Annotated in this window: 13 protein-coding genes; all 13 read right to left on the bottom strand. The window is 66.4% G+C overall.

What is annotated here, in order from left to right; genetic code table 11:
* Positions 1-2: 2 nt before the first annotated feature.
* A complete protein-coding gene (locus AZC_RS14105; RefSeq protein ID WP_043879383.1) occupies positions 3-1,124 on the bottom strand; it encodes a DUF917 domain-containing protein in 1,122 nt (373 codons plus the stop codon).
* Positions 1,121-1,795, bottom strand: a complete 675-nt coding sequence (locus AZC_RS14100) for an AroM family protein (RefSeq protein ID WP_012171250.1) — start codon at positions 1,793-1,795, stop codon at positions 1,121-1,123. The genes AZC_RS14105 and AZC_RS14100 overlap by 4 nt, the downstream gene beginning before the upstream one ends.
* A gap of 6 nt (positions 1,796-1,801) precedes the next feature.
* Positions 1,802-2,869, bottom strand: coding sequence for an ABC transporter ATP-binding protein (locus AZC_RS14095; protein ID WP_012171249.1), 1,068 nt, complete (start codon positions 2,867-2,869; stop codon positions 1,802-1,804).
* Positions 2,866-3,927 (bottom strand): ABC transporter substrate-binding protein, encoded by a 1,062-nt coding sequence (locus tag AZC_RS14090; RefSeq protein ID WP_012171248.1) that lies wholly within the window; start codon positions 3,925-3,927, stop codon positions 2,866-2,868. Before AZC_RS14090 ends, AZC_RS14095 begins: the two co-directional genes overlap by 4 nt.
* A gap of 32 nt (positions 3,928-3,959) precedes the next feature.
* The gene (locus AZC_RS14085; protein WP_012171247.1) at positions 3,960-4,757 is read right to left on the bottom strand and encodes an ABC transporter permease; all 798 of its coding nucleotides are present in this window, start codon (positions 4,755-4,757) and stop codon (positions 3,960-3,962) included.
* Positions 4,758-4,766: 9 nt separating this feature from the next.
* On the bottom strand, positions 4,767-5,627 hold the full coding sequence (locus AZC_RS14080) for an ABC transporter permease (protein WP_043879382.1): 861 nt from the start codon (positions 5,625-5,627) through the stop codon (positions 4,767-4,769).
* Positions 5,624-6,400 carry an IclR family transcriptional regulator gene (locus AZC_RS14075; RefSeq protein WP_012171245.1) on the bottom strand — a complete coding sequence of 259 codons (777 nt, stop codon included), beginning with the start codon at positions 6,398-6,400 and terminating at the stop codon, positions 5,624-5,626. The genes AZC_RS14080 and AZC_RS14075 overlap by 4 nt, the downstream gene beginning before the upstream one ends.
* A 235-nt stretch (positions 6,401-6,635) precedes the next feature.
* Positions 6,636-7,889, bottom strand: coding sequence for a c-type cytochrome (locus AZC_RS14070; RefSeq protein ID WP_012171244.1), 1,254 nt, complete (start codon positions 7,887-7,889; stop codon positions 6,636-6,638).
* An 8-nt stretch (positions 7,890-7,897) separates the two neighbouring features.
* On the bottom strand, positions 7,898-9,667 hold the full coding sequence (locus AZC_RS14065; protein WP_012171243.1) for a GMC family oxidoreductase: 1,770 nt from the start codon (positions 9,665-9,667) through the stop codon (positions 7,898-7,900).
* Between the two features lie 58 nt (positions 9,668-9,725).
* On the bottom strand, positions 9,726-10,499 hold the full coding sequence (locus tag AZC_RS14060) for a gluconate 2-dehydrogenase subunit 3 family protein (protein ID WP_012171242.1): 774 nt from the start codon (positions 10,497-10,499) through the stop codon (positions 9,726-9,728).
* Between the two features lie 169 nt (positions 10,500-10,668).
* Complete coding sequence (locus tag AZC_RS14055; protein WP_012171241.1) at positions 10,669-12,201, bottom strand: GGDEF domain-containing protein; 1,533 nt, start codon at positions 12,199-12,201, stop codon at positions 10,669-10,671.
* Positions 12,202-12,376: 175 nt separating this feature from the next.
* A complete protein-coding gene (locus tag AZC_RS14050; protein ID WP_012171240.1) occupies positions 12,377-13,216 on the bottom strand; it encodes an ABC transporter permease in 840 nt (279 codons plus the stop codon).
* Positions 13,209-14,009 carry an ABC transporter ATP-binding protein gene (locus AZC_RS14045; RefSeq protein ID WP_012171239.1) on the bottom strand — a complete coding sequence of 267 codons (801 nt, stop codon included), beginning with the start codon at positions 14,007-14,009 and terminating at the stop codon, positions 13,209-13,211. Before AZC_RS14045 ends, AZC_RS14050 begins: the two co-directional genes overlap by 8 nt.
* Position 14,010 lies beyond the last annotated feature (1 nt).

Genomic DNA, 14,010 nt, shown 5'->3' with positions numbered 1-14,010 from the left:
GGTCAGGCTCCCCGTCCTTCGGACGGCTGGAAGAGGGAATGGAAATCGAGGTCGTAGCCGAAGGCGCGCGGGCCCACATGCTCCAGACCCTTGGGCGTCGTCAGCACGGCGGGGGCGGGTAAAGCGATGACGCTCACCCGCTGGCCGTAGCGCACCGTCTCGGTACCGACGCCATTGCCGGTCACGCTGTCGAGCACGCAGATGAGGTCCGGCGAAGTGGCGATGGCCTTGCCGTCGCGCCAGGCGACGATCCACTCGTTCTGGAAGGAGAGTTCGAGGCGGCTGCCGCGATCCTCCTCCAGCCCCTCCACGACGGCGCTGCCGCGCAGGAAGCCTTCCGTGGTGCGCCGGGCCACATCCACCACCTTGCCGGTGAAGAGCTTGAGCCCGCCCTCGGAGGCGAGGATGGCGGCCACCGGGTCCTCATGGCGGCGGTTCGCCTCCATCACCACGTGGCCGATGCGGATGGCGGCGGTGGTGGTGAAATGGATGCCCCAGTCCTTCACCTCGCGGCCTGTGCGCGGCGCCTTAGAGGTGGAGGCGATGGAGCCCATCTCGACGCAGATCTTGCGGCTCGCCCGCTCCATCCACTTCCAGCTCGGCACCTTGGTGACGACGGCCTCAATGCCGCGCGGATCATAGAGGGTGCAGGGATAGGGCTTGAGGCCGCCGATGGCGACCGAGGTCATCTGGGCTTCGGGGAAGGCGCGGCCCATGCAGTCCGCATCCACCACGGGAATGCCCAGTTCGGCTGCCGCCATGAGCGCCTGCACGCCATTGCCACCGCCGATCTCCACCGACATCACGGCTCGGAACTTGATGCCGTTGATCTCTTCCTGCATCCGCACCGCACGGGCGGTGTTGCGGCTGTCGGCGAGGCGTTCCTGCCCCACCAGCGGCGCGCCCATGTTAGAGACGACGGCAACCCAGTCATCATCCGCCAGATCGAGCGGCGACATGAGCTGGACGCGCCGGCCCTCCGCATAGAGGCGGCGCATGTTGAGGAGGCCGAGATAGGGGCTGCCGCCACCCCCGGTGCCCAGCACCCAGGCGCCGATGGCCAGGGCCTCGATCTCGTCCGCGGTGATCTCGCGCAAGGCAGGCGCACGCACTTGGGCGCTCATGACAGAAGTTCCTCGACGATGCGGGCCGCGGTGGCGATGCCGAGCACGACCGGCCCCTTGTAGGTGTGGCGGACGCGGGCCTTGTTGGCGCTGGAATAGCTCATGCAATCCATCACCACGAGGTCCGGCTGGAGCGCAGCCATTTCGGTGGCGGCGGCATCCACGGCCGCCTCGTCCGAGCCCGGCTGGAGCGTGACGCCGACCACCTCGACGCCATCGCGCTCCCATTTCTTGTGAATGAGCGCGCTCTGCTCGGCGAGCGGCGAGAAGACGCCGAGCCGCCCCTTGGGCAGCACCGCTTCCACGAGCTTGTGCAGCACCGCGGAGGGGAAGATGACCTTGCCGTCTTCCGGCAGGTTGGGGAACTTGCCGGTGCAGGCCATGAGCGTGACCGCGACGCCTTCTTCCGCAAAACGGGCGATCTGGCGGGCGGCGCGCACCTCCACCTCCTTCTTGCTGATCTTCACGGCATCGCCGGAGGGCAGCAGGGTGAAGAGGGAGTCGGCCCCGTCCTTGGGCGGAATGGCGTCGATCTCGGAGCGCGTCATGCCATCGAGGGCGCCGCGCAGATCGATCTCGAAATGGGGAGAGACCACGGCGGCGATCTCCGCTGCGATGGTCGGGCGGGGGCTCTGGCCGATCACGACCACGCCCATGCGCGTCTTTTCCATGGTGGATCAGTCCTTCAGGATCACGAGGTCGCCCGGCGTCCAAGACAGGGAGACGGCGGTGCCGGCGGCGAGCGGCGCGCCGCTGCCGTCATTGGGGCTCTGGGCCAGCAGATGGCGATTGCCGGCGAGAGCAACGCGATAGAGCACGTGCCCGCCCTGGAAATTGGCGCTCTCGATGGTGCCCCGCGCGATGCCGGGGGCGTCGCCGGGCGCCAGCCGCACCTTCTCCGGCCGCAGGCCGACGGAGATGAGGCCGGCGAGGCCTGGCGTCTCGGGCAGCGGGATCACGAAGCCGTCGCCGACCTTCAGCGCCGGGCCGCCATCGGGGGTGGCGGCAAGCTCGCCCTTGAACAGATTGGTCTCGCCGATGAAGTCTGCGACGAAGCGGGTGGCCGGGCGATCATAGATCTCCACCGGCGTGCCCACCTGCTCGATCTTGCCGCGCGAGAGCACCGCGATGCGGTCGGACATGGCGAGCGCCTCCTCCTGATCGTGTGTCACGAACACGAGGGTCACGCCGAGCTTCTTCTGCAACTGCTTCAGCTCGAACTGCATGGACTGGCGCAGCTTCTTGTCGAGCGCGCCGAGCGGCTCGTCGCACAGCAGCACGCGCGGCTCGATGACGATGGCCCGCGCCAGCGCCACGCGCTGCTGCTGGCCGCCGGAGAGCTGGCCCGGCATGCGGTCCTCGAAGCCGGTGAGGGCCACCATGGCGAGCGCCTCGTCCACCTTCTTCGCGATGGCGGCGCGGGCCAGCCCGCGCATCCTGAGGCCGAAGGCGACGTTCTCCCGCACCGTGCGGTGGGGGAAGAGTGCGTAGTTCTGGAACACCATGCCCATGTCGCGTTTGTGCGCGGGCACGCGGGTGATGTCCGCGCCCCCGACGCGGATGATGCCTTCGCTCGGCATCTCGAAGCCGGCAATCATCCGCAGCGTCGTGGTCTTGCCGCAGCCGGAGGGCCCGAGCAGGGAGAAGAACTCCCCCGGCTCGATGGTCATGTCGATGGCATCGACGGCGCGGGTGGCGCCGTCATAGCTCTTGGACACGCCGGCGATTTCGATCCGTGCGCTCATGCGCGGAAGATCCGGTTCACGCGGCTGTCGATGGCGTCCTTGTGGGCATTGTACCACTTCCAGTCCACCTGGATGAGGCTCGCCACCTTCTCCGGGGTGGTGAGCAGGCGGGAGGCATAGGGCTCGTCCAGCTTCACCATCTTGTTGGAGGGCGAATACCACACCGCCTGCGCCAGCTTCTTCTGCACGTCCGGCGAGAGCATGTAGTTGACGTAAGCGTTGGCGAGTTCCTTCACCTTGCTGCCGGGGGTGATGGTGAGCACCTGCTCCAGCGCCAGAACACCTTCCTTCGGCGCCACGAAAGCGGTCGGCGGCTTGTCGTCATAATAGCGGTTGATGCCGCTGTCGTGGATGATGCACATGCCGACTTCGCCGGAGAGGAGCATCTTCTCCATCGCGCCGGTGAAGTCCACGAGCTTGATCGGCTTCACCTTTTCCAGCGCCGCATAGGCGGCGTCGAGATCGGTCGGTCCCTTGCCGTAGAGCATGCCGCACATGGGCACGAAGGCCTGGCCGAGGCTGTTCACCGGGATCACATAGCCGCCACGCACACCGTTGTAGCGCTCGTCCCAGAGGTCCTTCCAGGAGGTCGGCGTCGGATAGCCCTTGTCCGTGCGCATGCCGAGGCCGATGGCGCTGGTGAAGATGGAGACGCCAACGATCTTGTCGCTGATGGCAAACGGATAGACGTCGGCAAGGTTGGGCACGAGCTTGGGGTCGATCTTGGGCTCGACGAGCCCCATCTCCACCGCCGCCCACTGTTCGTTGGAATTGGTGTGCAGCACGTCATAGATGGGCGCCGAGCGCGGGCTCGCCTGCAGCTTCGGCAGGAACGGCAAAGCGGTGTCCGTGACCACCTTGCACTTGAACTCCTTTTCGAAGGCGGGAACCACGTCCGCCGACATGACCTGCCCCCACTTGCCGCCCCAGCCCGTGATGCGCAGCGTCGCCGCCTCCTGGGCGCGCGAGACATGCGGGGCGGCGATGGCGCCCGCCCCGAGAGCGGCGCCGGCGGCGAGGAACTGACGGCGGCTGAGGGACGTCCTGTGCTCGGTCATGGCTGGGTTTCCCGTCTGGAAGGTGTTTGTTTTCAGAGCTTGACGTAGGAGCGGAGACCCACCGTGCGGTCGAGGCCGATGACGACCAGCGCGGCGAGGAGGATGGAGACCACGGACGCGGCACCAATCGTGCCGTCGAGGTCGTATTTCAGATAGTTGAACAGCGTGATGGGCAGCGTCTCCTGTCCCGGCGTGACGAGGAACAGCGACACCGGAAACTGGTCGAAGGAGACGATGAAGGCGAAGATGCCGCCGGCGATCACGCCCGGTTTGATGAGCGGCAGCGTCACCTCGAAGAAGGTCCGCTGCGGGCTGGCGCCGAGGTTGCGCGCCGCCTCTTCCAGCCGCAGGTCGAAATTGTGCAGCACCGCCAAAGTGGTGCGCACCACGTAAGGCACCGTGACGAGGCAGTGGCCCACCACCAGCCCCCAGAGCGGGCGGCCCACGTCCATCAGCACATAGGTCTGGAACAGGGCAAGGCCGGTGAGGATCGCCGGCAGCATGAGCGGCGAGAGCATGATGGCGGTGATGAAGCGCGAGCCGGGCACATTGCCCCGCGCAATGCCGAGCGCCGCGCTGGCGCCGAGAACGGTCGCGGCGATGGTGGTGAGCGCCGCCACCTCAAGGCTCAGCGCGAGCGCCGACATGAACTGGCTGGAGGCGAAGAATTTATCGAACCACTTCAGCGAGATGCCGACCGGTGGAAACTCGATATAGGGCGTGGGATTGAGCGCGAAGACGAAGATGATGGCGATGGGCAGCAGCAGAAAGGCCAGCACCGCCCAGTTGGCTGCGAGATAGAGGAAGCGGCCGATTTTGAGGGAGAGCATGGCCGGGCCTCACGCAAGGTCCCGCTGGCCGCTGACGGCCGCGAGAATGTGGTTGTAGGCGAACACGAGGATCAGCGAGAGGGTGAGCAGCACCATGCCGAGCGCCGCCGCGAAGCCGATGTTGAAGTTCGCGGAAATCTGCTGATAGATCAGGATCGGCAGCGTCATGATCTGGAAGCCACCCATCAGGATCGGCGTCACATAGGCGCTGATGGCCAGCGCAAAGACCAGCAGTGAGCCGGCGAGGATGCCGGGCACGCTGAGCGGCAGCGTCACTTCGATGAAGGCGCGGATCGGGCTTGCCCCGAGGTTCTGCGCCGCCTGCTCCAGCCGCTCGTCGATGCGGCCGATGACGCCGGTGAGCGTCAGGATCATGAAGGGCAGATAGATGTGCACGAGGCCGAGCACGATGCCGAACTCGTTATACATCAACTGCATGGGTGCGAAGCCGAGGGCCTGAAGGATCTGGTTCACGACGCCCTTGTCGGAGAGCAGCGCCATCCAGGCGAAGGTGCGCACCACGATGCCGGTGAGCATGGGCATCAGCACCGCCATGAGCAGCAGGGCGTGCAAGGAGCGGCTCTTGATGCGCGCCATCAGGTGGGCGAGGGGATAGCCGAGGATGAGCGTCGCGGCGGTGGTGTAGAGGCCGATGCGAACGGTGGTCCACATCACTTCGAAATAATAGGGATCGTCGAGAATGCGCTCGTAATGGCGGGTGGTGGCGGTGACATTGGGCATCACCACCGGATTGCCGGTGAGAAAGCTCATCACCGCCATGAGGCCGATGGGCAGGAAAAAGAAGAGGGCGAAGAACAGCGCGCTCGGCAGCAGCGCAAGGCCCATCACATTGGCGCCCGTGCGGTTCATCGCGCCTGTTCTCCCGTCTCAAGGCCCCACACCGCATCGCCGATCGCCCGTCCGACACTGCGGGCCATGGCCTCCATCTCCCGCGCCACATGGGCGCGCTCGTCAGGCGGGGTGGCCTGGCTGGCGTAGGAGATGGCGATGCCGATCATTTCGCTGGTCTCCCGGCTGCATAGGGCAAAGCCCTGGGACGCGACGCCCTCGATGGCCTCGTTGTCGGACATGGACCGGCCCGTACGGCGGATCTCGGCGATGCGCTGGAACAGTTCATCGGGCGACTGCGGGCAGTTGCGCGGCAGCTTGGGAAAGGGTTTCGGCAAGCGGGCGAGGATTTCCGCGTCCGACAGGCGGGCCAGCATGGCGCGGCCATTGGATGTGGCGAGCGCCGAGCCGCGCTGGCCGGCAGGGCTCACCACACGCAGCGGATTGGAGCCGGGCACCATGCGCAGCACCAGCTGATCGCAGCCATCCAGCACCGCGATATAGCCGGTATGGCCTGTGCGGGCACACACGTCCTTGAGGGCGGTTTCGGTGCGGCTGATCAGATCGTCATGGGCGCGATAGAGGCGGCCCAGCTCGAAGGCCAGGAGGCCGGGACGGAAGCGCCGCGTGACCTCGTCCTGCTCCAGCAGGCGCGCCTCGCGCAGTGCGCTGAGCATGCGCGAGGTCGAACTCTTGGGCATTCCGGTGGCCGTCATGATCTCCGCGAAGCTCAGCTCGGGGCGCGCTTCGGAGAAGCAACGGAGAATGACGACTGCAGTGTCGAGGGCGCCCATGTCCATGTCTCGCTGGTTCCAAAATACGGAACCATGTTCCAATTTTGCGAGCTATGGACTTCCCCTGTCAATCGCTATTGCTCAGTTGCCGCTCATATCAGCAGATGCTCAAGTCTTAAGCTTCATCGGGCGGGGATCGCCGGATCGATAGCGCCCTTTTGGGGCCCTCCGCGCAAAAGAAAACCGCAGACGACGGGAGCGCCTGCGGTTCAAATGGTTGGTTGGGCCTTGCCTATCAGGGCGTGGCGGCCGTGTCCGTCAGCCGGCCACGGATGCGCTTCACATCCTCGGCGGAAACCGGCGCCGCCGCATTGCCCCAGGCGTTGCGGATATAAGTGATGACCGCCGCCGTCTGGACGTCGTTGAGCTTCCAGTTGAAGGCCGGCATGCCGGGACCGGTGGGCGCTGTCTTGGTGGCGGTGGCGCGGGTGCCCTGGTCGATGATGCGCACCAGCGTCTGCACCTCGTCCGCCTGCACCACGGCGCTGTCCTTGAGCGCCGGGAAAAGGCGGGCGATGCCGGCGCCCGTCGAGACGTGGCAGGCCGAGCAATTGTCCTGATAGACCGCAAGGCCCGCCTTCATCACCGGGTCTTCCGCCGGCAGCGGCTTGGGTGCGGGGGCGGCGGGAGCGGAGGGGCGATCCTTCAGATAGGTCGCCATCGCCTTCAGGTCGGCGTCGGTCATGTGCTGGGTGGAGTAATAGACCACTTCCGCCATCGGGCCGGAGGCGGCGGACTTGGCGTTCCGCCCGGTCTTCAGATACTGGACGATGTCCTCGACGCTCCAGGCGCCAAGGCCGGTGCGCAGGTCGGAGCCGAGGTTCGGCGCGTACCATTCATCCAGCACGCCGCCGGCGAGCACCTTGTCGGTCTTGTCGCCGCCCAGCTGGTTCTTGGGCGTGTGGCAGGCGCCGCAATGCCCGAGGCCCTCCACGAGATAGGCGCCGCGATTCCATTCCTCGGACTTCGCCGCGTCCGGCTTGAACTCGCCCGGCGTGAAGAACAGCATGTTCCAGCCCAGGAGGGCCGTGCGCACGTTGAGCGGGAAGGGCAGGCCGTTCGGTGGCGCTTCGTTCCGCACCGGGTCCAGCGTGTCCAGATAGGCCTTGATGGCCACCAGATCATCCCGCCTGACCTTGGTGTAATAAGGATAGGGCAGGGCGGGATAGAGCAGTTCGCCATTCTGGCCGACGCCGTGCTGCATGGCGGCGACGAACTGGTCGTTGCTCCAGGCGCCGAGGCCGGTGTCGCGGTCCGGCGTGATGTTGGGCGTATAGATGACGCCGAAGGGCGTCATGATCCCACGGCCGCCGGCGAAGGGCTTGCCGCCCGGCGCCGTGTGGCAGGAGATGCAGTCGCCCGCGGTCGCCAGATAGCGGCCACGTTCGATGGTGACGAAGTCCTGCCCGTCGGCGTGGGCAAGAAGCGGGGTTCCGGCCACGGCAAGGCCGAAGGCACAGGCGAAGAGGCGGCTGAGGACGCTGGACATGGGCGGACCTATGCCTGAACCAGGGGGCCGGGGTTTTTGAGATACTGGTTGCGGATGGCATCCGCCGCCCAGAGCGCCAGCGCACCCACGGTGCCCGTGGGGTTGTAGCCGGCATTCTGTGGGAAGGCCGAGGCGCCGATGACGAACACGTTGTGGGCGTCCCAGCTCTGCAGATAGCGGTTCACCGCGCTGCGCTTGGGATTGTCGCCCATGATGGCGCCGCCCGTATTGTGCGTGCTCTGATAGGGCACCACGTTGAAGTGGTCGGGCAGGGAGCGGGGCGTCACATGCTTGGCGCCCATGGCCTTGCCGATCTCGGCGCACTTCTGGGCGATGAAGCGCGTCATCTTCTTCTCGTTCTCGTGCCAGTCGAACGTCATGCGCAGCAGCGGGCGCCCGAACCTGTCCTTGTAGACGGGATCAAGGTCCAGATACTTGTCGCGGTAGGAATAGACGCTGCCCTGGCCCGCCACGGCCGAGGTGTTCTGATAGGTGGAGGCCACCTGCTTCTTCCACGCCGAACCCCAGGCCGGCGTACCTGGGGCACGGGTGGCCGACATGGCGATGGGGCGGCCATGATAGTTCGACGTGGTGATGCTGGCGCCGCCCACGAAGCCGAGGCCGGCATGGTCGAAATTGTCGCCGTTGAAGTCGTCGATGCACTGGCCGAGCGAGCCGGCGCCGACGAAGGGATTGAAGCGCTTACCCTCGAACAGCAGGCCGGCGGCACCGGCGGACTGGTAGGCATAATTGCGCCCGACCACACCCTCGCCTGTCTTCGGATCATAGGGCTGGCCGATGCCGGAGAGCAGCATCATCCGCACGTTGTGCAGGCCGTAGGCGCACACCAGCACGATGTCGGCGGGCTGGTCCCATTCTTCGCCGGAGCTGTCCACGAAGGTCACGCCCGTCGCGACATTGCCGCCGGGATGCTTGTTGATGTGCAGCACCTCGCATTCGGTGCGCACGCTGAAATTGGATTTGCGCATCAGCACCGGCAGAACGTTCGCTTGCGGGCTGGCCTTGGAATAGTTGCCGCAGCCGAAGCGTTCGCAGAAGCCGCAGTAGGTGCAGGGCCCCATGGCGATGCCGAGCGGGTTCACATAGGCCTCTGAGGCATTGCTCGCAGGGCGCGGGAATGCGTGATAGCCCATCTCGCTCGCGGTCTTCGCGAACAGCGCCGTGGGCGCGGTGTCCTTGAGCGGCGGCAGAGGGTAGTCCCGTGTGCGAGGGCCCTCGAAGGGATTGCCGCCCGCCTGCATCTTGCCCTGGATGTTGCCGGCGCGGCCGGACGTGCCGGCGATGTATTCGAACTTGTCGTAATAGGGCTCGAGGTCGGCGTAGGTGACGCCCCAGTCCTCGATCTGCATGTCCTCTGGCAGGGCGCTGGCGCCATAACGTTGAGTGAGGTGGGATTTCAGCGTGAAATCCGTCTCCAGGAAGCGCCAGGTGTGGCCGTTCCAGTGCACGCCGGCGCCGCCGACGCCGTTTCCGACGATGAAGGCGCCCGGCCATCGGATGGGCAGCGCCTGCTGGGCTACGTTGTGCCGTAACGTAAAGGTTTCTTGCGCCGGCCGCAGGAACAGGTCCAGACGGATGCCGTAGCGCAGCTCATCGGGATCCTGCGTCGGCGAAAAGTCGGTTGAGGTGTCGCGCCATGGACCACGCTCGATCGCGACAACGTCGAGACCTGCGTCCGTGAGTTCATGGGCGAGCAGCGATCCGGTCCAGCCGAGGCCGATGATCACCACGTCTTTCTTGGGGAGCTTGCGCGCCATCGTTCTATCCTGTCGGTCCGCGCGCGGCGGCCCGGGAGAGGGAAGGGGATGGGTCCGATCAGCGACCCGGCGTCCAGCCGGCGCGACCCTGCAGGCCGACGGGCGGAAGCGGGTAGGGATCGGTCACGTGGTCGATGAAGTCGCGATAATCATACCGGGCACCGGGGAAGCCAATGAGCTTCCAGCCCACCATGTCGCGGTTGCCGCCGTAGAGCGGGTCGGCGAAGAAGCCTTCCATGGTGTTCTGCAGCACCAGGTTGAAAAGCGGCCGCGCACCAAAGCCCTCGAATTTGGCTTCGCCCTTTTCCATCGCCGTCAGGACGGTATCGCGCTCCGTCGGCGAGAGATCGGCGAAGGATTTGCCGCCGCGGTTGGCCTTGCACCACGCATCAAGCGCCTTGAGGCCCGCCCGATATTGCTGAGCCGGTGACAAGGGGCTCTGCGGTCCGAATTCGGGCGCCGCATTGGTGGCGAAGGGCGGCTTCATGTAGAGCCGCTCGGCAGCGCCATACGGGCCCGCGAGCTGGCGGTCGATGAAGACGGCACAGCCCGCATCCTTGCCGCTGGGGCTCAGCTCGTCGGCCGGGATGAGACGCTCGACGATGGCCTCCACCGCGCGGGCCTCATCGGGCGTGAAGAAGAGCCAGCCGCCGGGCGTTGCGGGCTCCGGCGGCGTTGCCGCACCCGGCGCCCAGGGGACTTCGCCTGACAGAAAACGCGCATGCGCGGGCGTCAGACCCACCAGAACGGCTGCTGCTGTCGATGCCAGCAGGGTTCGTCTATTGATTGAGTGATTAATAGGTAGGCCTGTCATTGCCGCGCCTGCTGACATATTGTCGCATTACCTTAGTTTTTAGTAATGCCAAGCAGGCCGGTGTCGCAAGGAAAAAGCGGGCTTGTGCCACAGATATCGTGCTGCATCGCAATGGGTCGGTTAAAAAAACTCGGCGGCTCGGAAGCGGAAGGCGTGGCGGTCGAGCACGCGGCTTTTCTGCGCCGGCTCAGCAGGCGAGCGGGCGCAGATTGTCGTTGCGGGCGACGTGGCTGCTCACGACCCGGTTCCGGCCCGTCTCCTTGGCGCGGTAGAGCGCGTGATCGGCCGCGATCATCATCTCCGCGAGCGTGCCCTTGGGCGCTGCGAGGCCCGCGGCAAGGCCAATGCTGACGGTGACGGGCGCGACACCCTCGGCGGTATTCGCCTCGATGGCGGCGCGAATGCGCTCGGCCACATGCGCTGCAGCGGGGGCGTCCGTCTCCGGCAGGATGATGGCGAACTCCTCCCCGCCGTAGCGCCCCGCGAAGTCGCCCGGCCGATGGAGGCTGGCGCGGATGATGTCGGAGACCTCCCGCAGCACCCGGTCGCCGCCTGGGTGACCGATACGGTCGTTGACCTGTTTGAAATGGTCGATGTCCACCATGAGGACGGCGATGGAACTGCGCTGTCGGGCGGCCCGCTGCCATTCCCGCTGGCCGAACTCGTCGAAATGCCGCCTGTTGGGCAGGCCGGTCAGACTGTCGGTCTGGGACAGGCGGAGAAATTCCTGCTCGATTTCAAAGCGCCGCAGCATTTCCCGGCGGAGGGCCACGGCCGCGCCGAGGATCAGAAGGCAGAGGACCACCGACGTCGCCGCCCCGGCGAGCCATTGGGCCTGCCAGGGGGCGGTGACGGCGTCCATGCCGACACCGACCACCACGATCAGCGGCAGGTCGCCCACGCGTGAGAAAACGTAGTAACGCTTGACCCGGTCGATTTCGGAGGTGCTGGTGAAGCTGCCCTGCGGCGTCGTCGTCATGCGCTGGAAGTTCGGTCGGCCGAAGACGTTGAGCCCGAACCCGCCGAACGAGCCGAGATCGGGCTGGCGGACGAGGATGGTGCCATCGAGCCGGATCAGGCTGATCGCGTCGCTCCGGTGGCGGGTGAGGCTGGCGAACATCTCGCGCACGCTCTGAAGGGGCACGAGGATGGCGAGAACGCCGGCGAAATTGCCATGGCTGTCCGTGAGGCGGCGGGACAGCGCCACGCAGGGCTCCTGATCAAGCCGGTTCCGGAAGGGGCGACTGAGGTAAAGCCCGGTCGCCGGCTGGTCGCGCTGGATGATGAAATAGTCGCGGTCGGCCGCCTGCTCGCCATTGGTGGGATGCCGGGAACTGGCGACCAGCTTTCCGGATTCCGAGATGAGGATCATCTCCGCCGGGATGCGGCTCGCGTCCATGGTCCGCCGGATGATGTTGGCGGGCGCACCTGTGCCGCGGGACGGTGGCAGATCCACGATCTGGGCGGCCGCCTCCCGGAGCAGGAGGTCATACAGTTCATAATGGCGCTGAATGTCCTGGCTGGTGATCAGGACGAGGTCGCCGATCTGGCGTTGCTCGTTTCCGAGCGCATTTTGCCGGGCCTCCCAGAGGCTCACCGTCGTGAGGACGGCGACCAGCAGAACGATCAGCAGCCCACCGGGAATGATCCAGCGGGTCGCCGAAGGAGGAACTGCGTCCTTCGGCAGTTGGTCCGGTTGGGAAGGCGGTGTCTGGGTCACGGCGCGGCGGAGTCATGCCCTTGGGGGTAAGCACTGACCTCCGTTTAAAATTGCGAGCTATATGCCGCAAGGACAAGCGCATCCGTTCTGGCGCGAAGCTAGAGCCATTCGGCGCGTACAACCCGCTCGATCCGGTTGTGCGTTCCATGCGGCCGGCGTGCGCGCCTGCACGCCGTCAGTGCTGGACGCCCCAGCGGACCACCGTTCGCCGCTCGATGAAGCGGAACACCACCATCTCCACGACGAGGCCGATGAGGATCACCGTTGCAAGGCCCGCGAAGACCCGGTCGGTCAGCAGTTCATTGCGGTTCCGGTAAATGAACCAGCCAAGGCCCCCCTGGCTCGAGCTGACGCCGAAGACGAGTTCGGCCGCGATCAGCGTGCGCCAGGCAAAAGCCCAGCTGATCTTGAGACCCGAGAGGATGGAGGGCAGAGCCGCCGGCAGCAGGATGTGGACCACATAGGCCGGGCCCCGAAGCCCGTAATTGCGGCCCACGAGCCGCTGGGTTTCCGGCACCTGTTCGAAGCCCGAGAGGGTCGCGAGCGCAAAGGGCCAGAGCACCGCATGCACTAGCACGAGCAGCAGCGCCGGCTCGCCGAGCCCGAGCCACATCATGGCCAGCGGCAGCAGGGCAATGGCCGGCAAAGGGTTGAACATGGAGGTCAGCGTCTGGAGCACGTCGCGCAGGAAGGGGATGGCGACGGCGCCCGAGACGAGGGCCAGCGCCAGAGCGATGGCAATGGCGTAGCCCTTGAGCAGCACCGTGAGGGAGGCGAGCGCAGACCACAGCATGCCTTCCGAGGTCGTGGCCTCAATGAAGGCTTTCACGGTGTCGGTGAAGGTCGGGAAGAGCAACGGGTTGTTCTGCCAGAGCGCCGCCGCCTGCCAGATCAGCGCCAGCAAGGCGAGGATGACGATCCGGCGCACGCCCGTGTGCCGCCAGAGGCGGGGGAGGGAGAGGCTCGGCCGAGGAAGCGGTCGCGGCCGCAGCGTGGTCAGTTCGACTTCAGACATGGCCGCGCTCGCTTCCGAACAGCAAAGTATGGACCTCGCGGGTGAGGCTTTCGAAGGCCGGGGTGCCCATGTCGGCCAGGCCCAGATGGGCGGTGTCGCGCGTGGTCAGCGTCCGGCCGGGATGGGGGCTCAGGAGATGCAGGCGGGTGCCGATCAGCACCGCCTCGTCGATGGCATGGGTGACGAAGACGAGGGTGAAGCCGAGTTCGTCGGCGAGCTTCAGCAGGTCTTCCTGCAACTGCCGGCGGGTGAGGGCATCGAGCGCCGCGAAGGGCTCGTCCATCAGCAGCACGTCCGGATCGGTGGCGAGCGCGCGGGCAATGGCGACGCGCTGCTTCATGCCGCCCGACAGAGCATGGGGAAAGGCATCAAGGGCCCGGGTGAGCCCCACACGGGCGATGGCGCCTTCCGCCCGCGCCTCCGCTTCGCGGCGAGACAGCTTGCGCGCGATGCGCAGCGGGAAGGCGACATTGTCCCGCACGGTCTTCCAAGGCAGGAGCTGGTCGAACTCCTGAAAGACCACGATGCGGTCAGGGCCCGGCCCGCTGACGGGGTGCCCGCGCACCAGCACCGTGCCGGAGGTCGCCGGAATGAAACCCGCCAGGGCCTTCAGGATGGATGATTTTCCACATCCCGAAGGGCCAAGCAGCACCAGCCGTTCGCCCGCACCGACGCTGAAATCGACATTCTCCACGGCGCGGACGCTGCCGGCCTCCGTGACGTAGTCGAGCGTCAGACGCCGCGCCTCCAGAACCGGGGGCGCCGCATCCGCAAGGGGGGCGAGGGCGGGCATC

It is taken from the genome of Azorhizobium caulinodans ORS 571, from assembly GCF_000010525.1.
Taxonomy (GTDB): domain Bacteria; phylum Pseudomonadota; class Alphaproteobacteria; order Rhizobiales; family Xanthobacteraceae; genus Azorhizobium; species Azorhizobium caulinodans.
The sequence above is the reverse complement of the archived record's forward strand: the minus strand, read 5'-3'. Positions and strand labels throughout refer to the sequence as shown.

Bases quoted from the DNA above. Each gene is read 5' to 3' on its own strand.
- AZC_RS14065 (WP_012171243.1), bottom strand. From the start codon at position 9,667: ATGGCGCGCAAGCTCCCCAAGAAAGACGTGGTGATCATCGGCCTCGGC.
- AZC_RS14070 (WP_012171244.1), bottom strand. From the start codon at position 7,889: ATGTCCAGCGTCCTCAGCCGCCTCTTCGCCTGTGCCTTCGGCCTTGCC.
- AZC_RS14060 (WP_012171242.1), bottom strand. From the start codon at position 10,499: ATGTCAGCAGGCGCGGCAATGACAGGCCTACCTATTAATCACTCAATC.
- AZC_RS14045 (WP_012171239.1), bottom strand. From the start codon at position 14,009: ATGCCCGCCCTCGCCCCCCTTGCGGATGCGGCGCCCCCGGTTCTGGAG.
- AZC_RS14105 (WP_043879383.1), bottom strand. From the start codon at position 1,124: ATGAGCGCCCAAGTGCGTGCGCCTGCCTTGCGCGAGATCACCGCGGAC.
- AZC_RS14100 (WP_012171250.1), bottom strand. From the start codon at position 1,795: ATGGAAAAGACGCGCATGGGCGTGGTCGTGATCGGCCAGAGCCCCCGC.
- AZC_RS14050 (WP_012171240.1), bottom strand. From the start codon at position 13,216: ATGTCTGAAGTCGAACTGACCACGCTGCGGCCGCGACCGCTTCCTCGG.
- AZC_RS14075 (WP_012171245.1), bottom strand. From the start codon at position 6,400: ATGGGCGCCCTCGACACTGCAGTCGTCATTCTCCGTTGCTTCTCCGAA.
- AZC_RS14090 (WP_012171248.1), bottom strand. From the start codon at position 3,927: ATGACCGAGCACAGGACGTCCCTCAGCCGCCGTCAGTTCCTCGCCGCC.
- AZC_RS14085 (WP_012171247.1), bottom strand. From the start codon at position 4,757: ATGCTCTCCCTCAAAATCGGCCGCTTCCTCTATCTCGCAGCCAACTGG.
- AZC_RS14080 (WP_043879382.1), bottom strand. From the start codon at position 5,627: ATGAACCGCACGGGCGCCAATGTGATGGGCCTTGCGCTGCTGCCGAGC.
- AZC_RS14095 (WP_012171249.1), bottom strand. From the start codon at position 2,869: ATGAGCGCACGGATCGAAATCGCCGGCGTGTCCAAGAGCTATGACGGC.